Below are 24,824 nucleotides of genomic sequence, written 5' to 3' on the forward strand. Positions count from 1 at the left end.
ATGATGACATGGAAACAGATTTATCAGAATATCACAAAGGTACGGATGGGCTTTATTATGCGGACTATATAGCCCCAAATAAAGCCGAAACATTTATCGGAAAACTTGTGAGTACCGAATGGTGGCATCACAGAGGGCAGTTTGCCCTAATATGCAACTTCCGAACAGAAGACAGACGGAGGATTGCCTTATTCGCTTTTCAAAAACATACCGGTTTTTACGGACCAAGATACGGGAATGTTAATTTCAAAACAGTGGAGAAGGGCACTCTTTGGCAATGTGAAATCCAAATGACCCGGACGAGACGTTGTACTTGGGCGCGTGCCAGGCAGATAAAGAAATGAAGCGAAATAGGGAAAAGAAATCAATATAAATATTTTTAATCATGTGCCTATGAAATCTTCAAACTACTTAAAAAAAATATACGGGAATCCGACAGATGAAAAATATACACCGGGATATGGTGTATTACCCATTATCAAATATATACCTGAAGGCAAGATAGTCTGGTGTCCTTTCGATACGAAGCACAGTGAGTTTGTGCAGAAATTCAAGGATGCCGGTTTCCATGTCGTGTATTCCCATATCTATAACGGACAGGATTTTTTCAACTATGAACCGTCCCAATGGGATATACTCGTATCCAATCCTCCTTTCAGCCGGAAAGTGGAAGTCTTCGAACGCTGTCTGAAACTCGGAAAACCATTCGCCTTGCTGATGTCCAACTATTGGCTGAACAACGTAACACCCTGCCGACTTTTCCAGAATACTGATCTGGAATTACTCATGTTCGATAAACGTATTCAGTTCGGAAAAGGGAAAAACGTACCGTTCAACAGCAGCTATTTCTGCCATAAAATACTTCCGAAACAAATCATATTCGAACAGATAGATGTTACGGACAAATCTCCAAGTTGTATGCAGGATGACATCCCAGATAAGGCAAATATCAATCCGCAAGAGAATAAAGCAATCATGAATTTTCAATTATAACTCTGTATTTCAATGAAAAGGAATTTATTTGGCATTATGCTTCTATCAGGTATTTCCATTTTACCGAAAGCTAACGCACAAACTACCTACGAAGAAATGGAACAACTGACGGTGAACGAACAGATAACAACTGTCATCACGGCATCGGAACCGGTGCGTTTCGTGGATATTTCCACTGACAAGGTGGCGGGCGATCAGCCCATTGACAACATCATTCGCCTAAAGCCCAAGGAAAGCGGACACGAGGATGGTGAAATACTCGCCATCGTCACCATTGTGACGGAACGATACCGCACACAATACGCACTGATTTATACCACAAGGATGAAAGAGGCAGTAACGGATAAGGAGATATTGCTGCAAGAGCGTAATGCGTACAACAATCCGGCAGTCTCAATGTCCGCTGCCGACATGACACATCATGCACGGCGCATCTGGAACTCACCTGCAAAAATCCGCAACGTAGCTACCAAAGCACACCGCATGGTGATGCGTCTGAACAATATCTACTCGGTGGGTGACTACTTCTTCATAGACTTTTCCATCGAGAACAAGACGAACATCCGTTTTGACATTGATGAGATACGGATAAAGCTGACAGACAAGAAACTCGCCAAGGCAACCAACGCACAGACTATCGAACTGACACCTGCCCTGGTTCTGGAATCGGGCAAGACATTCAGACACGGCTATCGGAATGTGATTGTCGTGAAAAAGATGACCTTTCCCAATGACAAGCTACTGACCATCGAAATGACGGAGAAACAGATTAGTGGCCGTAACATCAGTCTGAACATCGACTATGAGGATATACTGGCGGCAGATTCGTTCCATGCAGATTTATTGGAGGAGGAATGACTATGAAAAAGACAATCATCGTGATAATTACCTGCGTGTGTATCGCTGCAAGTGCAAATGCACAACAAGGTAGCGGACGCCTCTCGCTTGGCACAGGGCTACTCTACAAGAACGGCATGGATATAACGCTCGCCTACGAACACGAAATGAACTATCGCCATACGTGGGAGTTCTTCGTCAACGGCTATCTACAATGGGCAGAGTGCGCTTCGTGCGGGCATATCTGCCCGGAATCATTTTGGCGAAACTACCGCAGCTACGGTTTTGGCGTGGCCTACAAGCCGTGCATGACGCGGGGACGCAACCACTATGGCAGTCTGCGTATCGGAGCTTCAGCCGGAAGCGACATGAATAAGTTCCTCGGTGGCCTGCACTTCGGTTACGAACACAACTATGTGCTACGGGCCGGATGGACACTGTATTGGCAAGTGAAAAGCGATGTGATGATAAAAGGTGCGGACGTGCTGCGAGCAGGTGTCGTGCTGGGTGTGAAACTACCTATAAAATAGGGAAACAAAAAAGAAAGCAATATGATACGAAAGATACATTTGGTGGCAGCGGCAACGGCTGCCGTGCTTTGCGCTGCCTGTGACACGCATATAGACGTACCCGATACAGCAGTTCGTCCAGGACATATCCTCTGCGAGGATGGAACAGCCTTGCCTTACGCACAATATGAACAATCGGGGAAAAAAGCGATAGCGGTTGTCTTCGATACCGAAAAACGCGGAGATACGGAGGGGGACGGTTATGCAGTTTACCTGTGGGACATTGCTCCACAGGCATTCGCCGACAGCCTCGGCATCGCACAAGGCACATCGGCTGACATCATGGCTTATGATGGCAATGAGAATACATTCGCACTGTATGATACACAAGAAACCGCTTCGCCAATGGCAGAAGCGGTTTTCGACCTATGGCGGTACGGGCAGAGTGCCTATGTACCGTCCGTGGCAGAGATGCGGCTGCTCTACACCATGCGAAAGATAATCAACCCTGTCATCGAACAATGTGGCGGTGAGCCGTTACCACTGGATGAAAACGACTGTTGGTACTGGACATCCACAGAAGTCGAAAAGCAACAGACAGCCAAGGCATGGCTCTATTCCATGGGGAGCGGCGCAATGCAGGAAACACCTAAAGTACAGGCGCACAAAGTACGCCCTATAATTACCATAAACGAATAAAAGATAGAAAGATATGAAAGATACGGATATATTTTTCAGCATAGCATTGATGATATTGGGAATTGTCCTCATGTATAAGTCCATGAAAGGTAATTCATGCCGACAAATACTGGCAAAACTCGCAGATTCCATAGCATCGGATAAAGAAGATATTAATTTTCAAATTAAAAGGTTCGGCTACCTTTTGGACGAAATGACTGCCGATAATGAAAAAAATTCAATCTTGAAGCGTCATGCCGACAGACTGGAGGAACTTGTCACGCAATTAGACCGCACACGAAACGAGCTTGAAACAAGTAATCTGTCAATGGCGGATATTAACGGAGAGTTGAAAAGAAGTAATGCCGAACTTGTAAAGAGAGCAACCCAATTACGCAATGAGATACAGCAAGACGAGCTTGTCATCCAAAAGATGCAAGAACGCCTTGATTCTCTCAAAAGAATCAAAGTGGGGCTTGAAATAGCCCTGAATAACATTCAGGCAGAAGAAGTACACTATCTCTCGGAACCGGTATTCAGTTTGGGTATTACCCCATCCATCAAAAGCCATCTTGAATCTCATGGAATATTATATATCGGAGACCTGATTCATCTTAACGAGCAATATCTCATGGAAATCTGGGGTATCGGTCCGGTAACACTTGATAAGATAAAAACAAAACTGAACGAGAATGGTGCATGGTTCGGTATGGATGTAATCAGAGTAGGTAATCATTGGTATCGTAGAAAACAAGGACTAATAACAGACTGACTTATGGAAGAAAGTAAGGAATTGCAAGGGTTCTATAAAATATTCCGCACAGTGGTATATGTGTCCGTGCTGCTGGAGTTCTTTGAATATGCCATTGACCCTGCAATGCTCGACCACTGGGGCGGCATACTGACCGACATTCACGGACGCATCAAACAATGGATGATTTACCACGACGGCAATCTTGTGTACAGCAAAATCGCAACGGTACTGCTTATCTGCATCACTTGTGTCGGAACGCGGAACAAGAAGCATCTGGAGTTCAACGCACGCCGGCAGGTGGTGTATCCATTGACGAGTGGGTTATTGCTGCTCGTACTCTCCGTATGGCTGTTCGGCCATACGATGGAAACAAGGCTTTATACCTTACCTCTGAATATCATTCTCTATATGATTGCCTCCATTGCTGGCGTAGTACTGGTACATATCGCATTAGACAACATTTCAAAGTTCATCAAGGAGGGATTGATGAAAGACCGTTTCAACTTCGAGAATGAAAGTTTTGAACAATGTGAAGAAAAAGTCGAGAATGAATACAGCGTAAATATCCCCATGCGATACTACTATAAGGGTAAATTCCGTAAGGGGTGGATTTCTGTAAGCAACTGCTTTCGAGGAACATGGGTAGTTGGAACACCGGGATCGGGTAAGACTTTCAGTATCATAGAGCCGTTTATCCGACAGCATTCGGCCAAAGGTTTCGCCATGGTGGTGTATGACTACAAGTTTCCTACATTGGCGACCAAGCTCTACTACCATTACAAGAAGAACGAGAAACTGGGCAGAGTACCCCAAGGGTGCAAGTTCAACATGATTAATTTTGTGGATGTGGAGTACAGCCGTCGGGTGAATCCAATTCAGGCAAAGTACATCAACAATCTTGCGGCGGCCAGCGAAACGGCGGAAACATTATTGGAAAGCCTACAAAAGGGTAAGAAAGAGGGAGGCGGCGGAAGCGACCAGTTCTTCCAAACCTCGGCGGTAAACTTCCTTGCCGCTTGTATCTACTTCTTCGTGAATTATGAACGTGAACCCTACGATGCCAACGGCAAGCCTCTATATGCGGAAAGACAGCAAGATCCGCAGACCAAATTCTGGAAACCGACAGGTATCGTGCGCGACCGTGAAGGCGGCAATATCGTGGAACCTGCCTACTGGCTGGGAAAGTATTCGGACATGCCACATATTCTGTCATTCTTGAATGAAAGTTATCAGACGATTTTCGAGGTACTGGAAACTGACAATGAGGTTGCTCCGCTGCTTGGTCCATTCCAGACAGCTTTCAAAAATAAGGCAATGGAACAATTGGAGGGTATGATTGGCACGTTACGTGTTTATACCTCGCGTCTGGCAACCAAAGAGAGCTACTGGATATTCCACCGGGATGGCGATGACTTCGACCTGAAGGTGAGTGACCCGAAGAATCCGAGTTACCTGCTGATTGCAAATGACCCGGAAATGGAATCCATCATCGGTGCATTGAACGCTCTTATCCTAAACCGTCTCGTTACCCGTGTGAATACCGGGCAGGGGAAAAATATTCCTGTGAGTATTATAGTGGACGAGTTACCGACACTCTACTTTCACAAAATAGACCGTCTGATAGGTACAGCGCGAAGCAATAAGGTGAGTGTAACGCTCGGCTTTCAGGAACTACCGCAACTGGAAGCCGATTATGGTAAGGTAGGTATGCAAAAGATCATTACGACGGTAGGTAATGTGGTAAGCGGCTCGGCACGTGCCAAAGAAACGCTGGAATGGTTGTCCAATGACATCTTCGGCAAGGTGGTCCAGGTCAAAAAAGGCGTGACTATTGACCGGGACAAAACAAGTATCAATCTCAATGAGAATATGGATAACCTTGTGCCTGCCTCGAAAATCTCGGATATGGCAACCGGATGGATATGCGGTCAGACGGCACGGGACTTTGTGAAGACGAAAACAGGTATGGGCGGTTCAATGAATATTCAAGAATCGGAAGAGTTCAAGACTACAAAGTTCTTCTGCAAAACAGATTTTGATATGGCAGAAATCAAGAAAGAAGAAGCGGCGTATGTGCCGCTGCCGAAGTTCTACACTTTCAAGTCGAGAGAGGAACGGGAGCGCATCCTATATAAAAACTTCGTACAAGTGGGGCAAGATGTGAAAGAGATGATAAAAGACGTTCAAAATAAGCGCAACGCGAAATAAAAATCCGGCTGTCTGACATATAATGTAAATAAAAACAACAAAAACCGTCAGTACAATCGTACTGGCGGTTTACTACTAACTAATCTCTTCTTCTGGTTTATCAGGTGAGCTACCTGCTTAATAATTGGGTGAGTTGCTGATGGCAATTTTTTCGTATTCCTCTTTGTCAGTACCGCATTCAATTGCCCTGTCAATGACATCCCCTAACTCGTTGTAACAAACTTCTTCATTGACACACTCTGCATCTTTGCCTTTCAACAGATATACCTCATAATAGTCCGACCCATTAAGTGCAATAATGACGTATCCGGTGTGTAACAGTCCGTTTACTTTGATACGAAGTGCAGGCAGGTCTTTGAAGATGGTGGCTGCAAACTCTGCGATACCCCATGACATGAGGACGGGCATAGGGGTAAGTCCTATCAACTGCTCTTGAATGGTCTGTGCTATTTGTATTACATACTCTTTTTCCATAACTATGCTATTTTTAAGATGATTATTGTTTTTTTATTCGAACCATTCCGGGTTGTCCTTTTTCAGTTCGGCAACCAATTCTACGTCTGTCAGTCGCAGGTTTGCCATGTCGGTAAAGAAGAAAACCTCGTCATAGATTCTTTCGGCTTCCTTGCTTGCGAAGCCTTCGTTTTCATCGTTGAAACTACCGGGCTGAAGGGCATCAAGCAAGGTAATCGAGCCGATAAGGAGTTCTTCACCCTCGTTGGATTCCACCACACGGCAAGGATAGTTATTGCCGCCAAATTGTACTTCTTGTGTTTTCATACGCTTGTTATTTTAATGGGATATGCTTTCCATTTGTCTTGAGGTATTCCATAAGACACTTTGCTTCTTCATGTGACGCACGATTGCGGTCATCATAGCGACGTGTCTCATCCGCCATCACAATGATGCACTCCTTAAACAATCTATAGAGGCTCTGTTGCAGTGTGGGGTGCATATCAGGTATAGCGGCTGCAAAACGCTTGGGATTGAAACTAAAACTATTCACTGCCATTTCCCATTCTTTGGCAAGTTTGTACTCTTTGCTTTCTTTGATGTTGTCCATTGTCATGAAATTTTAATGATTTATTTTTCTTCCCTCTGTTCGGTTCTATATTCTGTCTGAACCGCTTGGGATTTACAGATGCTTTACAGGACTGACGAACAAGCTACTTCCAACGCTTTTTTTGGAAAATTACTCTTTCACAGAAAGGAAGAATTTTATAAAAATGCACTTCAAAGCGATGGAATCAAGCGCGGCAGTCCACCTTCGCGTCTGGAAAACCAACCGGCGAGGACAGGAAGGAACCGGAGAAGGAATAAGATGGAAAAGATAAAAAGGAGGAAACTGATAGGTATAAATGAAGACGGGTGGCGGCGGGGTATCGGGAGGTAGCTATAAATGGGATAGAAAAGGCATAATCGCGCGGATGGCGGGTTTGCCCGGCAGACGCGCCGCCCGACAACGGTTTGGAGCAGTTGTCCGTGAACATCTTCACCTTAATCTAATTACAAATTAGGAACGAATAGAGGACAGATTACTCCACCCTCTATTCGTTGGTTACTGATTATGGTTAAGCTGCAATATCTTCCTCTTGTGGCTGTTCTTCGGTCTGCATCCCTACTTCGGATTGCTGTTTGTCAGATTGCTCCGCTTCCTGCTTTGCTTGTTCCTGCACCAAAAGAACGGCTTTTTTCTCTTCGATACGTTGGTGACGCTTCTCATACACTTCATTATGTCCGTTCTTGATGTCTGCCAACAGGTCGGGCATATGTTTTTGTGCGAAGTCAAGCAAGAGGGATGCAATGGCATTGTTGCCGTATGCGTTCTTGAAATTAGCAATTAGAAAATCCCTGCGAATAATCGCTTTCTGCTTGCTCGTGAGGTTGGCAATGATGTTTATCTTTTCTTCATCTGTAAGGTAGGAATAAGGCTTTTTTTCCTCGATACCTACCGCTTCGAAATGCTCTTTGCGGAGGGATGATAGCAAGAAGAAATAAATCATCTTGTCCTCGTCTTGCCCAAACTTGCAATCGGACATATCAACCTCCAAAATCTGTTTTTTTGTGTCCTCTACAGTCTTTTCAAGGGCAATTTCCTTGTTGCGTTTGTCTTGCTTTTCCAACTTCTCTACCGGTGAAAGCGTCTGCTCCTGTTTTGTGTCATTGGTAGTACAGGTAACTTTCGGAACATAACAGAGTACGATGTCCTTGCTCTCAATACGGAAATAAAGGATGATTTCACCTGCTTCACTTCGGGTACGGATTTCTTCGCATTCTTCCGTGTAATCGTTCAAATCCTGTTCGAACTCGCTCTGTGCCTGTTCGTATTCTTCGGTGGTGTCGTACTCATCTTTTCGGGGTGCTTCGGGCTGTTCGGGATATGCCTTTGCATAATAGTTAAGGCTTTCCACTTCGTAACCCATGGCGGTAAGACGTTCTACTACGGCTTCATTGCTGTTGAAACTTTCATAGCAGAGGGATACCTCAGGGCGTTCTTCCATAAGGCGCACGGCTTTCTCCGTGAGATATGCTGCATTCATTTCAGCAAGGCAAGTACGATTGGCGCAATTTCCGCAACCACCCTCGCAAAATAACATCATATTATTTGTATTGTGAGGACACGACAGACAGAGGGTCTTGTCAAATGCGTATCGCTCCAAGTCGGTGGTATATTGCCGTTCGATGTTCCGTGCAACATCAGAGGCTTTCATTCCTCGCCAACTATTGTACTGCACCCCCTCTTTAAGATGCTTGTTGTACACCTCTTTCTGAATATCTTCCCCATAACGGCAAATTTCGCTCGCTACGCTGATTGTGATTTCGTCCTGTTCCAAAAGCTGTGCGATTTCGGGCATTAAGGAAACGAATTTAAGGCGTGTGCGGATATAGCTTTCGTTTTTACCGAACTGCACCGCCAAAGACTGCACATCGTGGCGACCACTATCAATGAGCTTTTGGTAGGCATTTGCTTCCTCTATCGGGGTAACATCCTTGCGCTGGAGGTTTTCAGTTACCGCCATTTCTTCGGCAACTTCGTCTGAAATTTCCATAACGACAGCCGGAATGTCTTCCAATCCTGCCATGAGGGAGGCACGATATCGGCGTTCTCCAAAAACAATCTCAAAGCGGTTGTCTTCTATTGGGCGTACTCCAATAGGCTGTAACACACCCTGCTGACGAATACTCTCGGAAAGTTCTGCAAGGCTCGCTTCGTCAAAATTCTTACGTGGGTTGTAATTGCTCGGCTGCACGTTTGCCAATGCTACCATTGTGATGTTTTTCTCTACTGATTGAATTGCTGTTGCTTCCATAATCATAAAAATTTAATTGGTTTTAATATTTAATTTTTTATTTTCCCTTTGTTCGGTTCTCTTTTCTGCCTGAACCGCTTGGGATTTACAGATGCTTTACAAGGACTGACGAATAAGCGATTTCCGACGCTTTTTCCGGAAAATTACTCTTTCGCAGAAAGGAAGAATTTTATAGGAAATGCACTTCAAAGCGACGGAATCAAGCGCGGCAGTCCACCTTTGCGTCTGGAAAACCAACCGGTGATGGCAGGAATGGACCGGATGAGTGGCATTAAAAGAATATAGAAAAGGAAGAATACGCTGAAAGGCGGATGGTAAAACGGATGGAACTATAAAGGGATGATTAACGATACAACGGGACAAGCGGAAGGACGTAAGACCAGACGGTGTAAAACAGGAATGGAACTTACCAGATAAAAATCCTTTGAGCCATTTCGCTAAATAAATCTGTATCAATTGCCTGTTTTACCAGAAATTTGCATTATTTTTGCAGTAACGAAACAGCCGTTTCGGAAACAGCCGTTTCGGAAACAGCAATAAAAAAGGATAAGGATATGAGATTTTTTGACAGGACAGAAGAAATAGCCTCTCTTCGCAAGATTCGCGAAATGGCCAAAAACAATGCTCAGTTTACAGTGGTAACGGGACGTCGCCGTATCGGTAAGACATCACTCGTGTGGAAGGCATACGAGGACGAACCGATTCTCTATTTCTTTGTTGCCCGGAAAGCCGAAGGCGATTTGTGTGAGGACTACCGGCTTGAAATAGAGAACAAGTTGGGAGTCCCAACCATGGGGCGGGCCGAACACTTTACCGATGTGTTCGAGTACCTGATGAAACTTTCGGCAGAACGTCCCATCACACTCTTTATCGACGAGTTCCAGGAGTTTTTCCGTGTGAACAAATCGGTGTTCAGCGATATGCAGCGCATCTGGGATCTATACAGCCCGAAGTCCCGTATTAACCTGATTGTCTGTGGTTCGATTTATTCCATGATGACAAAGATATTCAAGGATAAGAAAGAGCCGTTGTATAACCGGCAGTCGCGCTTTATGACTGTGCGTCCGTTTACCCCAACTGTTCTGAAAGATATTCTTTCGGAATACAACCCCGGCTACACGGCGGAAGATCTGCTGGCATTGTACGCTTTCACGGGCGGTGTGGCGAAGTATGTACAACTACTCGTGGATGCAGGAGCAACAACCAAAACGACTATGCTCGACCAGATTATAAAGGCCGACTCCATATTTTTGGGCGAGGGTAAAGCGATTCTTATCGAAGAGTTCGGCAAGGATTACGGAATCTATTTCTCCATACTATCGGCCATTGCACGAGGAAAAACATCCCGTTCGGAAATTGAAAACGTGGTAGGCAAGGAAATCGGCGGTTATCTTACCAAGCTGGAAAAAGAATACGAAATCATATCGAAGAAGCAACCGCTGTTCGAGAAGAGTTCCGCCAAGAATGTCCGGTATGTCATCGAGGATATTTTTTTCACGTTCTGGTTCCGCTTCATCTACAAGTACAGCTATATGCTGGAGATAGAGAACTATGGAAGTGTGAAGATGATTATAGGTCGGGATTATGAAACTTTCAGCGGTCTGATGCTTGAACGTTACTTTAAGCGTGTACTGATAGAACGGCAAGTCTATACGCGTATCGGAGGCTGGTGGGACCGCAAGGGTGAGAACGAAATAGACATAGTAGCTGAAAACGAACTGGACGATACGGCGACATTTTTCGAAGTCAAACGCAAGGCCGAAAATATCGACATGGAAAAACTGGAAGCGAAAGCAGCCGCTTTCATGCGTGCAACGGGAGAGTTCAAAGGTTATTCCCTGTCATACAAAGGGTTGTCAATGACTGATATGTAGCAATACATATCGGCATAACGTACTAACAGAAGTCACAGATTTAAAAGAACGGTAAGCGAGGAACATACCCTCACTTACCGTTTTTTTCCAAATACTCCTTCATCGCCTCATTTACAATGTCTCTCAATGACATATTCTTCTCAATAGCAAGGAATTTCATACGCGTATGAACACTCTTGTCGATAACGAAATTGCAATGTACCGCAGGCTCTTTTTCAGTTTTAAGTGGTGTGGCTTCCTTCTTTTGCGGAGATTTCTTCGTGGATGACAGCAATCCGTCCAGTCCGCTTTTCATACTGTCTTTCAATAAATCACTCTTGCCCATATTGTCTTATTTTAATTTCAAAACCTCTTGTGCTAAAGCCATATAATCTTTGGCTCCATTGCAGTTCTTATTGTACTCAAAGACGTTCTTTCCCTTTATAGGAGCTTCGGCCAGTGCCACATTGTCCCGTACAAGCGTTTTGAACACTTTGTCACAGAAAGAGTCATTGATAATTTCAGCTACGCTCTTGTTGAGTGTCTTGCGCTTGTCAAACTGGGTAATAACAATGCCACCAATACTCAGGTTCGGGTTCAGGCGTTCCTTGACAATCTCAATTACGCTTGTAATCTTCGCCATTCCGCGCATGGCGAGGAATTGTGCCTGCACCGGAATAATCAGAAAGTCCGCTGTGGTAAGGGCATTGAGTGTCAGCAAGCCCAGTGAAGGTGGACAATCAATCAGGATGTAGTCAAACTTCCGACTGTCAAGCAACTTCGTAATCAGACCTTTCAGTATCAACTCACGTCCCGGCTCGTTTATCAGTTCGGATTCTGCCGCCGACAGGTCGAGACAGGACGGCACAACAGCAAGTCCGTTCTCCAGTTCGATAACCGGTAAGGGATATTCACCTCTCATTGCCCCATACACCGTTTGTTCTTCCTCAATGGAGAGACCACACGATTCTGTAAGATTTGCTTGCCCGTCCATGTCGATAGCCAGTACACGCTTTTTCTTCTGTCGCAAAGCAGCGGCAAGATTGATGGTGGTAGTTGTCTTGCCAACCCCACCCTTATGATTCAAAACAGCTATAATTTTTGTCATAATTTGATGTCTTTATATGCGATACAAAGATAATACTATTCTTAGTAAATACTATAATTAGTATATACTATTTTACTAAAAAGAGTATTTTAGTATTTACTACTATACTAAAATACTAATAGACTAAATGTAGTAAATACTACTTTCAGCAATAGGTAACTCACTAACTTCCTACTTTACTATAATTAGTAAATACTACATTTAGTATTTATTGTTGTTCAATACTCTATATGCACATCATCAGAACGGCAAGTCTTCCTTGTCCTCTTGCGGCATAGCTACCGGTGGTACAGGTACATTGCTTGCGGCATCTGTCGGACTCTCTGCTTCTGAAGTTGTACCCTCACGCTTTCCGGTATTGATGAACTCCAATGCGTCTGCCGTAATGGATAGTTGAATCTGACAGTTTTCATCCTTATCCTTCCACAGTGAAGCCGAAAGTGTCCCTTCAATGAGCAATAACCGTCCTTTGGTAAGATATTCGGATAGTCGAATATGGTTCTCTTTCTTACTCCGTACCCTTACCCAAGTAGTGATGCTGTTTCCATGTGAATAGTCATCTACCGCAATATCAAATGCAATAAATGAACCGTGTGCTCCAGTAATAACCTGGCAATCCTTGCCAATGCGACCAATTGTGTGAACGTATAACATAATAAATTCTTTTTGTGGCAGGTGGTTAATCCTACCGTTACCTTAGTTTATAAATATTCTTTATTTCCCTCTGTTTGGCCTGTTTGCGACCTCCGGGATGATTTTTTCTGCATCCAAAGGCGGCAGGAACAATTTGGCAAGGCTGAAGAGGAAAAATACGCTCACCAGCGGAGAGGAAGATTTTTGCGCTTCACTTGCGGCTGAATGCCGGCATTGACACGACTGGGACTGGCGATTACCTTTGCGGAAAAATTCAATCCACGGCAGGTTGCACGGCAGCAGAAAAGCGATAAATAGAAGTATATAAAAAAGGAATAGAAAACGCTAAAGCAGGGAATAATAAAACAGGAGAACGGACATGCAGGACTAAGCTCCAAAGACTACCTTGAAACTGTGAATAGTGATATAGTTATATCATTCCGCAATTTCAAGTCTGTTCGTGTACCCTTTGAAAAATAACTTGACGCACTTTATGTAACGCGCTACACAAAGCGTGTCAGATTTTTCTTGTAGCAGCCTATCAGTCCTTATACAGAGGGATATAGAAAAAAATTATAAAAGTAACCGACAATAGCTAACGTCAAATACCCCTTGCTCCAATGGCCTGATTAGACTATTAAGTCCATAATCACTTATATGTTCATGGATACACACGACGGCTATACAGATAATGACCGCTATTAATACAAAGTATCCGGATAGGGATTTACGCAGCAATGGAGTTTTGCGAATATTTTATGGTATTCTACTTATTAATATGATATGTACTATAAATAAAATTTTTAGCTTTCCTTTGAAAGTTCTCGTGAATTTCTATGGCTATTTGAAAGTAACATTTTTAAGTCATTTTTATTGATGCCCATGTATTTACATATTTTAAACTCACTTATGCCGTCTGATAACATTTCTTGAGCTGCTTTTCTATTCCTTTCATACGCTTCCAGTTTGTCAAAAATGGCATCTGTTAGAAAATCTATCCATTCGAAAAAGACCTTTTCCCCTTCTTGAGTACTAAAATCTATTGTACAGGTTTTCGCACACCTCCTATGAAGTATCAGATAATAAATTCCTCCAATCAGATTCGCCATAATAGCTTTAATATTGATTTTCGCCGGTTTAAACAGATTGTCATAAAACGCAATCAAATTTAGATTCATAATATCCCGTGTTTCTGCTGTTCTCTTTGTCGTTTCATTGATAACCGACATTTCATAAAGTAACAACTTTTGCATTACAGTGTTATCAGACAAGTTCCTATAAAGGGTCTTGAATGTTTCCGCAAAAAACTTTTTAGGTCCCAATATGTTCAGGCTGGAAACGTCAATAGCATCATTGATCCAGAAATCATACTGCTTGGCAAGCCTGTCGTAAAGATTGTCCATCGAGCCGTATCTTCTATAAAACACATTAGCTTCTATGTTTGCAGCTTTCATCAATGCACTCAAATTGACATTACCAAAACCGTATTCAGCTACAAGCTTTTCAAGTTCGGATATTACCTCCTTGTCTATTTGTTCATTTGTCCTCCTATTTCGAGCTTTCTTTTCTTTCTGTTTCACTATTATATAGTATGTTATAAAAATAAATCTGCAAAAATCAGTAAAAGGAAATATTTTTATTTTAGCTTTCGATAAACTTCTTCTTTTCTGAATTGACGATAATATCCCAAGGTAGACTGTAAGTATTTATACAGCTATTCCATTCTCTTTTCATTTGTTTTGATATAGAGCAATTGGGTCTGTTGCAAATATACATTTTTATGCTTTACAAACAATAGACAGAATATAAAAACTACGTTTACCAATAAATTTGCATTTCAATAATAGACGTATTAATTTACTTATTTATTGCTATATTATAGGAAAATCTCCAATTTGAAAAAAGAGCACTCACTACACGAAGAAAACTTGCTGCACATCTACATTAAATCCCTGATAGTTTCCGGTTGCGATAAGAGAAGTCAATTTAAATGAGACCCTAATGATTTCATATAAAGAAAACTTCATGTTGGATTATTCATGTGAGAATTATAAGAATGAAGAAGCATTATATATCGAAAAATGAAACTCTATTTTTTCTTTGAAAGAGGATGTATTACGTTTTATATTCACTGTGTAATGACATCTAATTATTTTGTTGAGAAGTGTTCTTTTACAAAGAATTTCGAAAAGGATAATACATCATCAAAATCGTAGAACATATTATAAGTTACGGCTACTAAATAATCTGCTTCCACAAAAACAAGACACATAACAGGAGCCTCTGATATAATATCAATAATCGCATAGTCCTGTTTTTTTAATTCTTCTATTTTTGAGGTTATGGGGGCATGGCTCTTTATATTAGATAGAATATTGATTTCTATAGAGTAATATTGTATATTTTTCTTTGATTTATTTGGGACTTTAATGAGATAATGCTTACAACAATATCCGATCTTAGCCAACTCTGTCTGTTCGTTCACATTATTACAAAAAGCGTTTAAAATAGGAGAGATTATGTATTTATGAGACGAGACAAATAAAGCAGTATCTTTGGAATTAGTATCCTCATAGACAATATTATTATTATCCCAACAATAATTGAGATTTTCAAGTACCTTATATGAAAACTTATCAGATATACTATCGCTACAGATTGCAGCAGCATGAAGATATGCACACATACAAAATATAGTACATAGTATATATTTTATGTTACACATAAATCTTATCTCCTTTTTATACTAACTTCTTTATAAAAATTTGCTTTAATATTGGGTGGAGTAGCATATTCAATTTCTATATAAAGTTTTTTATAAAAAACTAATTCAGAAATTGCACTATCCGCATCAACTTGAGTTGACCCCGATAATTCTTTTACTTGATCTTTAAACTCACTAAAACTTCCTATTATTTCAACGCACCCTGCTGCTCCCCATCCAATATGAGTAAGATCTTCAGGACCAGCGTGAATGTAAAAAGTTCCTTTTAGAACTATTGCACCATTATGTTGAGAATATGTATTATGTACTTCATAGGCTTTTTTATATTCTGGCGCAGGCTGCCTATTGAGCTTATGCAAGCCACTATTAACCCATCCAATTGTTTTATAAGAACTAAAATTTGGTGGGTTATAATACGGCATGAAGCGTAATGCTTTCCATGTATATTTTACACTTTGACCTTTATCATCAGTACCTTTGATATAGACATAATATACAGGGACTCCATAGAGCTCTATTTTGCTATTCTTATCCATATCACTGCATGGATAAGATTTTGCATAATAGGTATCCCCAGTTTTTGTACCAGAAATAATAATATCCACATCTCGGAGTTTCATATAAGTAAAGATTTCAATAATAAGACATATAATTTCAGCAACACATGACCCTGATAAATGATTTACAGATGGGCATAGTTATGCCCATCTGTAAATTTAAAATTATTCAATACTATTCTTGATGATATTCGCTTTCCCAAATAGCATCCTCCGGATTATCGCCTTTATGACCGGCAAGCTGTATCACGAAGCTTTTTGCCGGGAAATACGGTGTGATGTGGATGTCAAGAAGCACACGGTCTTTCTGATTCGGGTCTTGTTCAATCTTCATAACCTTGAAGCGTTCGATGAGTTTGTTCGGTCCCATTACACTATCGAGGAATTTCACAACCTGACCACGCAAATCTGCTTCCGTGCGAGTAGTCCAATTTTCAAATGCCCGACGGTTCAGGAAGTCAATCAGTACCTTCGTTATATAGTCGAATACACGAACTACGGAGTAGGTCTGCAAGCCAAGATTATCTCCATTAAATAATGTCTTGGCGGAGAAAGCCATAACCTTGCTGTACTCGTTCACCATCGGCACAAGCCCCATACGTTCAAGCTCTGAAATCTCGCTCTTGCGAAGGTCGAAGCGTACACTTTCTACTTCATTAAGTCCACCAAATTTCTTTCCGGCTACTACCTGAGACATTAAGGTGTTGTATATTTTTCCGGCAAGTGAAGAAGATGGCGGAATATAAAGATTTTCTTCTTCTCCAACGCTTTCCTCTCTTTGACGACCAAGCAACCAGTTACAGGTCATAATAGTATTCGATTTGAACACATCTCCACTCGTATGATTGGCATTGAAGAATATATCTACTACATCGTCCGGAGTTTCAAGGTCTTGGAAGTCTGTAACAAGAAAAACCTTGTTCTCGTATGCCATTTTAGACCACTTATCCAAAATGGCATTTGAGCCTATATACCCAGGAACGACAAGCAAGGAGTAGTTGCGACGCAGGTCAAGACGGTCAAAATTCTGTTTGAGTTCGTTGCTAATGTGGTCAGCGAAAATGGTATTGTCCAAATCCTGAAGCTGCTCCATGGTCGCATTGACAATGGTGACATTCTTCACCTTATCACTTTCCGTGTTCTTGTAAAAGAACGCAATAGTGCGATATGCGCTTTCAAGTTCCCGTGTCCTGGCAAGAGCATTCTTCAAGTTATGATTAAGAAGGTTCTCGGCGTTTTCTGCGGTTTCTTTGGCCTTGTCCCGCATTTGTTCGGCAGTGTCATTCTCACGTAAGAGTTTGAGCCATACGCTTAAGCGATTAACCAAGGCCTTACGTTCATTTTCCCACTGTTCATCCGTGAGGAAGATGTTGCGACGGGCCTTTCGTGCCGGATTAAGATTGGAATACCCATCTATGATATTTTCAAGAAAAGCGAAGCCACCAAATTCTTTGAGTTTGTCTATTGCCGATGCAGATGACTTTTGCGCCTGTTGTGATACGACTTTCTGTGAGGTTGTCGTACTGGCTGTCTGTTGTTGAGTTTCCTGCTTCATCTTAGTAAAAGATTAAAGTTCTACTTTCTTTTGATTTGCCAGAATCTCCTCGATTGATGATTCAATCACGTCCATAATGGCATTTTTGACTTCCGGATTTTCAAGTGCTTTCTGTAAAGCGCGGTTGGAAGTAAGCTGGCGAGTTATTCTGACACCCTGCTCTTTCTCAATGTCAAGTTTACTCAAGAAATCACTCTTCTCTTTAATCTTCTTGGCTCCGAAGTCTCCAAGTCCGGTGAATGTCATGATTTCCTTGATTTCATTACCTTCCGCATCCACGTGGCATAAGTCAACTGTTGGTTCAAAACGTTGGAACACATCTTCAATGGTTTCCAAACCATACACGCTTTCCGGAGCCGCAGGAGCTTCATCTGTCAGTTTTTGAACTATCAAAGTTCGGTTGGAGGGGATTTCCGCGATGGATTCGTTCGCATCGACTTTTACTTCGTTGCCTCCAATTCCATAATTGTAGATTGCCATAGAATTTACTTTTTAATATCATACTTTTTTTATAGCTCTCTTTTGGTTTTGTGACCGTGCACAATATATGAATTATTTCTGAAACCGTCAAATTTTTAGGAGCATTTTATTGGCATCTAACAAGGAAAAGAGTATATTTGCGAAATAGAATAAAATAAAAGAATAGTATGACTTACCTGAAAATGCCATTACAATTGCAATCGGCTGTTGCCAAGAAATTGCAAAGGTGTTCCTATCAGGAATCGATAGCCCAACACATCATGCTACTGATTCTTTCTCACCATGGGGAAGTTATCGGCCGAGAAGACTTTGGTTCCATGATATGGGACCTTGAGTTCAACCAACTTGTGAAAATCAGCGATTGGGAGGAAGGAGTAAAAAACTCCTTAATAAAAACGATAGAGAAATATGAAAAGAGACTACGGAATGTAGATGTGAACGTCACCCTTTTGGAAATAGAAGAAGAAAATATAGATAAAGTATCTCATATCCGAAGAAAGGCACAAATAACGGTGACCGGAATAATGGATAGAACCAACGAGAAATTCAGTTTTAACACCTCATTATATATAAGCCCTTTATCACAATAATCGAACTATGTCAGACAAGAAACAAATCGCAATAAAGGAACGAATATTAAAGCAGGCTATGGAGTTTTGGGGTGTATCCGATATACGCGATATGGACCCCGTGATAGATTTGCTGCTTGAAGTTTTTGCCCATGAGTCCAACAAGCTGCATCAAGAAATAGATCAGTCCGATTCACGGATACTTCACCGCCTGTCCAGAATACTCATAGGAAACAAATGGTCGCTGCCAAAGCCGGCCCATGCGCTTATGACTATTACCCCCAATCATGGGGAATGTTGCGAACTTGATGCCGAAGATCATTTTTATGCAGAGAAAAACATATTTGGCAAAGGGGATATTCAAGTCTTTATAACCCCTTTGTTTTCCTATAAACTGGTTGATGCAAAAGTCAAAGCAATCGCATACAACGATAGTATAAGGCATTCAACCGATAGCTTTAGCACTCCAACACGCTTCCTTGGCCCTAAAAACCGGATAGCGGATTATTGCATCTGGGTCGGGCTGGATGTGTCTAAAGAAGTCCTGCAAAAAATGGACTCTGTAATGTTTTGTATCAAGCCTTCCGATATGGGGTTGCTTCCGTTTATGAATATGGCTTTCTTCTATGACTGCACAGGAAACCGATTGAATGCAAAAACAGGCCTTCATGTTGAAGATCCATATAGTAATGCGCACTACTTTGATGAAATCCGCGATTTTTATAGTGACCTATATTTTAATGTGGGTATAAAAGATGCTTCCAAAGAGAAACATACCTACCGAGAAATGTTTCCCGGTTATGTGGCCGACTGCGAGGTCCCGGATGACTCTGAGAATCTCTTTTGGGTCAAGATAGTCTTTCCTGAAATATTCACGAAAGAAAGTCTTGAAAATCTGGAAGTATATTTGAACACATTTCCGGTTGTAAACAGACAAATCGTTTACAAACAGCATAATTTCCGTTCCACCGGACGAATTATACCCCTGAAATGTCCGGGCCGTACACAATTCTTGAACATACGCTCGTTTCAAGACAACAAAGGCCGGGAATATGTAAACCGACTGAACCAGTATGAGGAAAATCCGACAGGTATATTCAGCCTGTATTTTGGCGACCTTGAACGATTTGATTCGGACAGTGCCCGCTCATTAATTTCAAAAGTGTTACAATTAATGAAAGAAGACGGGAGTGCTTTTGCTTCAATGAATCCGGATGCACTTTCGACGCAGCTCAAAGAGTTGTTCAACAAGATAAATGATATAGAGAAAGGATTGGAGGCCACGCTAAAAGGAGATAACAAAATAAAGGCCTTTGTTTTAAGTGTCCCACAAAAGGATGCGACCAATGCCGAGATAAAATATTGGGTGACTTCCGGATCTCTGGCGAACGGTTTCAATGAACGCACACTGATACAGCAATTCAACATAGAAAAATATGACGCTTCAGGCATCATGTTGCGCACTTGTATGCAAGGAGGAACAACGCATGATAGCGAACAGGAACTTATTAATAGTTTAAGGTATGGTCTGTTGTCCCGGGAACGGATTATATCTAAAGAAGACATCAAAAGCTACTTGTTTCACAAGCTGGGAAAACATGTTGAATCAGTCGAAGTCGGTAATGGCGTAGCTATATCTCCTGACAGCAAAAAAGGATTAATCAGAGTGACAGAGGTCAAGATAAAACTTGGACAATTTGATAAAGATGAAATTCCCAATCTGGAAGAATTGGCCCATTATCTTGAAAAAGATTTGACTGAACGCTCTGTATGTAATTCAAACTATAAAATCAAATTCGTATGAATGATAGCAATTATAGTCCAAGTTTGGTGTCTGCCCTTAAGATAGCAAGAGGAATGGCACTTCAAGACAAGCATAACACGTTCGGCGTGTCACATCTTGTCATGGCCATGTTTGCAGAAAACACGGGTCTAAAAGAAATTTTATCCTCGATGCAGAAGGATGTCGGCTACATAATGGAATGGTTTGACACCCACCGCGAAATGTATAGGTCCAGTGGCACTTCCACAGAAGAAGTGGAGCCTGACGAAGAAGTGTCAAAAGTCTTGGATGAGTCCGAACGGTCTAAAATTAAATTAGGAGCGGATTCCATAGACTCCATCTGTGTGTTTACCGCCATATTGCGTGAAGGTGTCGTATATTCGCATCAGCAGATAGAGATACTGGATGTTTCGGAAGATGACATATTGTCCCACTACAATGCCCTTACCCCGTTGCATTCTTATCAAGGAGAGGAAATGCAGATAACAGCAAGCGTTCCTTATGCCGACAACCTAAAAAAGCAAGAAACCATCAATGCCGGTGGCTTTGTCGTCGGTAGGGAAAAAGAGGTCCGTACTATTTTAGAATGCCTCGAACGCTCAGAGAACAAGGGCATACTGATTGTCGGTGAATCCGGTATCGGGAAGAGTTCCATCATCAACGCCTTTGTCAAAGATATCTGTGAGAATGAAGACGAGATGTTAAAGCAAATATCTATTGTCGGACTCAATACGGCAAAACTGCTCGCATCAACCTCGTCTGAAACGGAGATAGCACAAAAAGTTGTCAATCTGATGCACAAGCTCAACCAATTGGAACAAGCTGTGCTGGTGATTGATGATTTACAGGTCCTTTTGGAGAACAGCGTATCAGGCAAAGCATCCACACTCATCAACATATTAAGTGCACAAATCAGCGAGGGAGCCGCAAATCTTGTTCTCACACTCACGAACGATTCTTACCGGAAGAACATCGAAAAGCATCCGATAGAAGGGCGTCTTGATATCATAAAGATTGAAGAACTGGATACGGCTACACTTGAAAGTGCCATACAATTACATAAAAAAAGGATTGAAAACTATTACGAGCTGAGAATTTCAGATGCGTGTATTAAAGATTCAATCGCACTCTCCAAACGATATTTTAAGGAACGCAGCCTGCCATCTGCCGCCATCGACCTGCTTGACAGAACCGCTGCTGCCGTCCGGCTATGCAATAAGAATGCACGAGCCAGTGTTTCTGATTTGGAAGCGGATTTTGAGGAAATAAAGAGTCTCGACGAAAAAATATCTGAAGGGCCGCTTTACTTACTATACCGTTCTGTATTCAGCAAAATCAGTGTCGTATTGACCACCAAACTGTCAGACAACTATGTATGGGATAAAGAAGATGACATCGCGATAAAAGCAGGACGTTTGTCGGGCATCATCAAAGAATTAAAGGCACTATCCGACCAGTCTATTGAAGAGATACGCTCTTCGGAAATAGAGGCGATTGTAGCGGAGTGCACCAATATACCTATCGGAAAAATACAAGCCCGCGAGAAGGACCGACTTTTGAGCATCGAGAGCAAATTGCAAGAACGGGTCAAAGGACAGAACCGGGCTATTACGACTTTATCAGATGCCATTATAGAATCACGCAGCGGACTGAGTGACCCCAAGAAGCCTATAGGTTCATTCTTCTTCCTTGGCCCTACCGGAACGGGAAAAACAGAACTCACAAAATCACTGGCCGAGTTACTGTTTGATGACGAATCAGCCATGATCAGATTTGACATGTCCGAGTTCAAGGAAGAACATTCGGCTGCATTGCTGTATGGTGCACCTCCGGGATATGTAGGATATGAGGAAGGTGGTTTACTGGTCACTCAAATCAGACAGAAACCTTATTCGGTAGTGTTATTCGATGAGATTGAGAAAGCCCATAGCAGCGTTTATGATGTTTTCCTGCAAATGATGGATGAAGGCAAAATACATGATAAACTGGGCCGGGAAGGAGATTTTTCAAATTCCATAATCATTTTCACATCCAATATCGGAAGCCAGTGGATTGTGGAACAAATACAATCCGGACATACTCCTGATTCCGGAAAGCTCATCGAGGTTATGGCACAGTATTTCCGACCTGAATTTTTGGGACGTCTCACCGAGGTGGTTCCGTTTGCGCCAATAGATGAAAATGTCGCCAAACAGATATTCAACCTCCATTTTGGAAGATTGCAAGAACAACTGATGAAACAGAAAAACATCCAGTTGAATTTGTCGGATGAAGCATTGCAACATCTGGCAAACAAAGGGTATTCTCCCAAATACGGCGCACGTCCGATAGCAGGAGTCATAAGAACTTATATCAAGAAGTCCGTATCTCGTCTGATTGTCTCTGAGCAAATCAAGTCGGGTGACAACATCGTCATAAACTATCGAAACGGTGAACTGATATGGGAACAATGTTAGCGCAAAAGAAACCCTTGGAAAGCATCCAACGAAGTCAGGCAATAAATTTTGTCGCAGAAATCTTTTATGATGAACTTCAATTTATTCTTGACCGGCGGCTGTTGGACCATACTATGGTTAATTGCCATGGTATGAACAGTCGTGTGAAATCCAGAGATGTATTAAGTGTTTCGGTACAGCATATCGCGGCGACAAATGCCGACAAAGAATATATATTGCTGAATCTGGCAAGAAACAGCATCTATCATCAATTGCCGGAATTACTATTTCATCCATTGGTGCTTAGCACACCGGGCATGAGCAACAAGGAGATAGTTGAAGCCATCCGAGCCAATGAAAAACAGGATAAAGAGCTTATACAATTCTTTGCACCCTTTGATACAGAGTTTTTCAAAGAAAAGGTCCGTATCAATAACCGCCATCTGAATTTCTTTTCAGACCCGGACTCCAAGAAGAACTTCATCAAGATGATTGAAGTAATGGAAAATGTCGAACTATCCATTACTTCCCATCAGAAATATAAGCTGTTCCTATTCCTCTGCAATGCAGAACGGTATAAAGAGAACCTGCCTGCTATCGAGCAACTGCTTCTTATCGTTTTGGGATTGAAGGTGAAACTGCGACTGGAAGTCCATGAGATTGATGAAACGGTTTACCTTTCCGTCGGTTCCGGATGTGTCGGACAGACATTAGGCCTTAATGGTCTAATGATAAGCGAAACCGATGATTTGACGGCGACAATCATCCTTGATACTCCGACAGATGACTATGAGGAGGTAAAAACGCATCTATCCAATGTCCGCCGGATACTTGAATTTTTCATCCTTTCAACAAGAAATATCGAAGTTGATTATCTGGTACGTGGAGAAACGGATTTTATACTCGGAGAAAACCGATTAGGATATAATATGAACTTATGAAAAATCTAATAATATGAAGATATTGCTATATTTCTTTGCACGTTATTTATTGGCTCCATTATTTGTAGCCGTGATGATATTTGTCTTGACCGGAATAAAAACGATCAAGAGCAAACTTAGCCTGAAGAAATTAATCATATTCATTCTTCTGGCTTCCATTGCCGTTGCTTTACCCAGCCTGTTCGGTTTCCTAAAAAACGAATACGTCTGGGGAGGCTTGACATTCACGATATTGTCCTATATCCTCCTTGGAGCATTGTTCTGCAAACTGTCAACCTCCGATTTGTTCGGAGCAATCGGTATTGGCAGTTCCCGAACAGCGGTCATTCTCACTCTAACCACAATATGCGCTTTAGGCGGATGGTGCTACTATCTACTGTTTGAACTGATAAGCAAGCTACCTTATTCGCTATGGAACACAACAAATATCCTGTGGTTTGCAATCCCATATCTGATTATGTACAGCAGAACCCTGTTCCTGGACATCCCGCACCCGATATATACCCCATGGGAATTGAGCTATGGTACCTTTGACCGGAAATATTGGGACAACATAGACAACTTCGGCTTCCGAACGGTCAAAGTCAAAATCAAACGGAATATAAAAGACCCGACATACGCTTCGTTGGTTGTCCGCCTGCCCAATGAAATATCTCTTGGGAATTGGTTCAATTGGGTTATCGAAGACCAAAACAGGCGTTTCCCCCAAAACAAGATTGAAACAGAGAAGGAAGATATGCAAATCGGATGGATGTTCTATACCTCAAAATGGTTTAACTTCCCGTTGTTCATAAGAATACTTGACCCCACTCTGACGAGTGAGGGCAATAAGATTAAGAATAATCAAACGATATATATCCGACGTGTACAAGTAGAAACAAAAACATCATAATAT

24 protein-coding genes and 1 pseudogene are annotated in these 24,824 nt (G+C 42.0%); 13 read left to right on the forward strand and 12 right to left on the reverse strand.

Features of this window, described 5'->3' with window-relative positions:
- Positions 1–8 precede the first annotated feature (8 nt).
- The 7 genes and pseudogenes from CI960_RS13675 (at position 9) to CI960_RS13705 (ending at position 5,979) form a co-directional block, all read left to right on the forward strand.
- Complete coding sequence (locus CI960_RS13675; protein WP_004314541.1) at positions 9–344, forward strand: hypothetical protein; 336 nt, start codon at positions 9–11, stop codon at positions 342–344.
- A 49-nt stretch (positions 345–393) separates the two neighbouring features.
- Positions 394–993 carry a hypothetical protein gene (locus CI960_RS13680; RefSeq protein ID WP_004310171.1) on the forward strand — a complete coding sequence of 200 codons (600 nt, stop codon included), beginning with the start codon at positions 394–396 and terminating at the stop codon, positions 991–993.
- A gap of 69 nt (positions 994–1,062) precedes the next feature.
- Positions 1,063–1,851: pseudogene (traN, locus tag CI960_RS13685) on the forward strand (conjugative transposon protein TraN); the annotation flags it as partial.
- Complete coding sequence (locus CI960_RS13690; RefSeq protein WP_004310169.1) at positions 1,848–2,360, forward strand: hypothetical protein; 513 nt, start codon at positions 1,848–1,850, stop codon at positions 2,358–2,360. The pseudogene traN and the gene CI960_RS13690, both read left to right, overlap by 4 nt.
- 21 nt (positions 2,361–2,381) lie before the next feature.
- Entirely contained in the window at positions 2,382–3,038 is a 657-nt protein-coding gene (locus tag CI960_RS13695; protein WP_004310168.1) for a DUF1566 domain-containing protein, read from the forward strand.
- A gap of 13 nt (positions 3,039–3,051) precedes the next feature.
- Positions 3,052–3,789, forward strand: a complete 738-nt coding sequence (locus tag CI960_RS13700; protein WP_004310167.1) for a DNA-directed RNA polymerase subunit alpha C-terminal domain-containing protein — start codon at positions 3,052–3,054, stop codon at positions 3,787–3,789.
- A gap of 3 nt (positions 3,790–3,792) precedes the next feature.
- Positions 3,793–5,979, forward strand: coding sequence for a type IV secretory system conjugative DNA transfer family protein (locus CI960_RS13705; RefSeq protein ID WP_004310166.1), 2,187 nt, complete (start codon positions 3,793–3,795; stop codon positions 5,977–5,979).
- A gap of 117 nt (positions 5,980–6,096) precedes the next feature.
- On the opposite strand, the gene CI960_RS13710 is transcribed toward CI960_RS13705, so the two are convergent.
- The 4 genes from CI960_RS13710 to CI960_RS13735 all read right to left on the reverse strand — a co-directional run bounded on the left by CI960_RS13710 (position 6,097) and on the right by CI960_RS13735 (position 9,290).
- Positions 6,097–6,453 (reverse strand): hypothetical protein, encoded by a 357-nt coding sequence (locus tag CI960_RS13710; RefSeq protein WP_004310165.1) that lies wholly within the window; start codon positions 6,451–6,453, stop codon positions 6,097–6,099.
- A gap of 33 nt (positions 6,454–6,486) precedes the next feature.
- Complete coding sequence (locus CI960_RS23450) at positions 6,487–6,759, reverse strand: hypothetical protein (protein WP_004310164.1); 273 nt, start codon at positions 6,757–6,759, stop codon at positions 6,487–6,489.
- Positions 6,760–6,766: 7 nt separating this feature from the next.
- Entirely contained in the window at positions 6,767–7,042 is a 276-nt protein-coding gene (locus CI960_RS13720; protein WP_004322070.1) for a hypothetical protein, read from the reverse strand.
- Between the two features lie 508 nt (positions 7,043–7,550).
- Positions 7,551–9,290 carry a ParB/RepB/Spo0J family partition protein gene (locus CI960_RS13735; RefSeq protein ID WP_008659497.1) on the reverse strand — a complete coding sequence of 580 codons (1,740 nt, stop codon included), beginning with the start codon at positions 9,288–9,290 and terminating at the stop codon, positions 7,551–7,553.
- Between the two features lie 554 nt (positions 9,291–9,844).
- Between CI960_RS13735 and CI960_RS13745 the strand changes: the two genes are divergently transcribed.
- Positions 9,845–11,164 carry an ATP-binding protein gene (locus CI960_RS13745; RefSeq protein ID WP_094582392.1) on the forward strand — a complete coding sequence of 440 codons (1,320 nt, stop codon included), beginning with the start codon at positions 9,845–9,847 and terminating at the stop codon, positions 11,162–11,164.
- Positions 11,165–11,234: 70 nt separating this feature from the next.
- Here the strand turns inward: CI960_RS13745 and CI960_RS13750 are convergent, their stop codons facing one another.
- The 8 genes from CI960_RS13750 to CI960_RS13785 form a co-directional block, all read right to left on the reverse strand.
- Entirely contained in the window at positions 11,235–11,489 is a 255-nt protein-coding gene (locus CI960_RS13750) for a hypothetical protein (protein WP_004310159.1), read from the reverse strand.
- Between the two features lie 6 nt (positions 11,490–11,495).
- Positions 11,496–12,251, reverse strand: a complete 756-nt coding sequence (locus CI960_RS13755) for a ParA family protein (protein ID WP_009041028.1) — start codon at positions 12,249–12,251, stop codon at positions 11,496–11,498.
- Between the two features lie 240 nt (positions 12,252–12,491).
- Positions 12,492–12,905 (reverse strand): single-stranded DNA-binding protein, encoded by a 414-nt coding sequence (locus tag CI960_RS13760; protein ID WP_009017601.1) that lies wholly within the window; start codon positions 12,903–12,905, stop codon positions 12,492–12,494.
- Positions 12,906–13,687: 782 nt separating this feature from the next.
- Positions 13,688–14,464 (reverse strand): TetR/AcrR family transcriptional regulator, encoded by a 777-nt coding sequence (locus tag CI960_RS13765; RefSeq protein WP_011203021.1) that lies wholly within the window; start codon positions 14,462–14,464, stop codon positions 13,688–13,690.
- 569 nt (positions 14,465–15,033) lie between these two features.
- Complete coding sequence (locus CI960_RS13770; RefSeq protein ID WP_011203022.1) at positions 15,034–15,609, reverse strand: hypothetical protein; 576 nt, start codon at positions 15,607–15,609, stop codon at positions 15,034–15,036.
- A gap of 5 nt (positions 15,610–15,614) precedes the next feature.
- Positions 15,615–16,229: a hypothetical protein gene (locus CI960_RS13775; RefSeq protein ID WP_004310153.1), complete on the reverse strand. Its 615-nt coding sequence runs from the start codon at positions 16,227–16,229 to the stop codon at positions 15,615–15,617.
- Positions 16,230–16,341: 112 nt separating this feature from the next.
- Positions 16,342–17,721, reverse strand: coding sequence for a DUF5458 family protein (locus CI960_RS13780; RefSeq protein WP_004310152.1), 1,380 nt, complete (start codon positions 17,719–17,721; stop codon positions 16,342–16,344).
- A 12-nt stretch (positions 17,722–17,733) separates the two neighbouring features.
- On the reverse strand, positions 17,734–18,201 hold the full coding sequence (locus CI960_RS13785) for a hypothetical protein (protein ID WP_004310151.1): 468 nt from the start codon (positions 18,199–18,201) through the stop codon (positions 17,734–17,736).
- Between the two features lie 167 nt (positions 18,202–18,368).
- Here CI960_RS13785 and CI960_RS13790 point away from each other — a divergent pair, with 167 nt between their 5' ends.
- Genes CI960_RS13790 through CI960_RS13810 form a run of 5 tightly spaced genes read left to right on the forward strand, consistent with a single transcriptional unit; the run spans position 18,369 to position 24,821 of the window.
- On the forward strand, positions 18,369–18,791 hold the full coding sequence (locus tag CI960_RS13790; RefSeq protein WP_004310150.1) for a GPW/gp25 family protein: 423 nt from the start codon (positions 18,369–18,371) through the stop codon (positions 18,789–18,791).
- A gap of 7 nt (positions 18,792–18,798) precedes the next feature.
- The gene (locus tag CI960_RS13795; protein ID WP_011203023.1) at positions 18,799–20,574 is read left to right on the forward strand and encodes a type VI secretion system baseplate subunit TssF; all 1,776 of its coding nucleotides are present in this window, start codon (positions 18,799–18,801) and stop codon (positions 20,572–20,574) included.
- Positions 20,571–23,009 carry an AAA family ATPase gene (locus CI960_RS13800; RefSeq protein ID WP_011203024.1) on the forward strand — a complete coding sequence of 813 codons (2,439 nt, stop codon included), beginning with the start codon at positions 20,571–20,573 and terminating at the stop codon, positions 23,007–23,009. Before CI960_RS13795 ends, CI960_RS13800 begins: the two co-directional genes overlap by 4 nt.
- Positions 22,994–23,929 (forward strand): hypothetical protein, encoded by a 936-nt coding sequence (locus CI960_RS13805; protein ID WP_005777320.1) that lies wholly within the window; start codon positions 22,994–22,996, stop codon positions 23,927–23,929. Before CI960_RS13800 ends, CI960_RS13805 begins: the two co-directional genes overlap by 16 nt.
- Positions 23,930–23,942: 13 nt before the next feature.
- Positions 23,943–24,821, forward strand: coding sequence for a TssN family type VI secretion system protein (locus tag CI960_RS13810; RefSeq protein ID WP_004322089.1), 879 nt, complete (start codon positions 23,943–23,945; stop codon positions 24,819–24,821).
- Positions 24,822–24,824 lie beyond the last annotated feature (3 nt).

The sequence above is a fragment of the Parabacteroides sp. CT06 genome (assembly GCF_002257605.1).
In the GTDB taxonomy this organism is placed as follows: Bacteria; Bacteroidota; Bacteroidia; order Bacteroidales; family Tannerellaceae; genus Parabacteroides; species Parabacteroides distasonis.

What these genes read in the sequence shown, in the direction of transcription:
- CI960_RS13735 (WP_008659497.1), bottom strand. Translation starts at nt 9,290, where the DNA reads ATGGAAGCAACAGCAATTCAATCAGTAGAGAAAAACATCACAATGGTA.
- CI960_RS13760 (WP_009017601.1), bottom strand. Translation starts at nt 12,905, where the DNA reads ATGTTATACGTTCACACAATTGGTCGCATTGGCAAGGATTGCCAGGTT.
- CI960_RS13810 (WP_004322089.1), top strand. Translation starts at nt 23,943, where the DNA reads ATGAAGATATTGCTATATTTCTTTGCACGTTATTTATTGGCTCCATTA.
- CI960_RS13755 (WP_009041028.1), bottom strand. Translation starts at nt 12,251, where the DNA reads ATGACAAAAATTATAGCTGTTTTGAATCATAAGGGTGGGGTTGGCAAG.
- CI960_RS13780 (WP_004310152.1), bottom strand. Translation starts at nt 17,721, where the DNA reads ATGAAGCAGGAAACTCAACAACAGACAGCCAGTACGACAACCTCACAG.
- CI960_RS13700 (WP_004310167.1), top strand. Translation starts at nt 3,052, where the DNA reads ATGAAAGATACGGATATATTTTTCAGCATAGCATTGATGATATTGGGA.
- CI960_RS23450 (WP_004310164.1), bottom strand. Translation starts at nt 6,759, where the DNA reads ATGAAAACACAAGAAGTACAATTTGGCGGCAATAACTATCCTTGCCGT.
- CI960_RS13705 (WP_004310166.1), top strand. Translation starts at nt 3,793, where the DNA reads ATGGAAGAAAGTAAGGAATTGCAAGGGTTCTATAAAATATTCCGCACA.
- CI960_RS13775 (WP_004310153.1), bottom strand. Translation starts at nt 16,229, where the DNA reads ATGAAACTCCGAGATGTGGATATTATTATTTCTGGTACAAAAACTGGG.
- CI960_RS13770 (WP_011203022.1), bottom strand. Translation starts at nt 15,609, where the DNA reads ATGTGTAACATAAAATATATACTATGTACTATATTTTGTATGTGTGCA.
- CI960_RS13795 (WP_011203023.1), top strand. Translation starts at nt 18,799, where the DNA reads ATGTCAGACAAGAAACAAATCGCAATAAAGGAACGAATATTAAAGCAG.
- CI960_RS13800 (WP_011203024.1), top strand. Translation starts at nt 20,571, where the DNA reads ATGAATGATAGCAATTATAGTCCAAGTTTGGTGTCTGCCCTTAAGATA.
- CI960_RS13750 (WP_004310159.1), bottom strand. Translation starts at nt 11,489, where the DNA reads ATGGGCAAGAGTGATTTATTGAAAGACAGTATGAAAAGCGGACTGGAC.
- CI960_RS13720 (WP_004322070.1), bottom strand. Translation starts at nt 7,042, where the DNA reads ATGGACAACATCAAAGAAAGCAAAGAGTACAAACTTGCCAAAGAATGG.
- CI960_RS13790 (WP_004310150.1), top strand. Translation starts at nt 18,369, where the DNA reads ATGACTTACCTGAAAATGCCATTACAATTGCAATCGGCTGTTGCCAAG.
- CI960_RS13690 (WP_004310169.1), top strand. Translation starts at nt 1,848, where the DNA reads ATGACTATGAAAAAGACAATCATCGTGATAATTACCTGCGTGTGTATC.
- CI960_RS13805 (WP_005777320.1), top strand. Translation starts at nt 22,994, where the DNA reads ATGGGAACAATGTTAGCGCAAAAGAAACCCTTGGAAAGCATCCAACGA.
- CI960_RS13785 (WP_004310151.1), bottom strand. Translation starts at nt 18,201, where the DNA reads ATGGCAATCTACAATTATGGAATTGGAGGCAACGAAGTAAAAGTCGAT.
- CI960_RS13745 (WP_094582392.1), top strand. Translation starts at nt 9,845, where the DNA reads ATGAGATTTTTTGACAGGACAGAAGAAATAGCCTCTCTTCGCAAGATT.
- CI960_RS13710 (WP_004310165.1), bottom strand. Translation starts at nt 6,453, where the DNA reads ATGGAAAAAGAGTATGTAATACAAATAGCACAGACCATTCAAGAGCAG.
- CI960_RS13695 (WP_004310168.1), top strand. Translation starts at nt 2,382, where the DNA reads ATGATACGAAAGATACATTTGGTGGCAGCGGCAACGGCTGCCGTGCTT.
- CI960_RS13675 (WP_004314541.1), top strand. Translation starts at nt 9, where the DNA reads ATGGAAACAGATTTATCAGAATATCACAAAGGTACGGATGGGCTTTAT.
- CI960_RS13680 (WP_004310171.1), top strand. Translation starts at nt 394, where the DNA reads ATGAAATCTTCAAACTACTTAAAAAAAATATACGGGAATCCGACAGAT.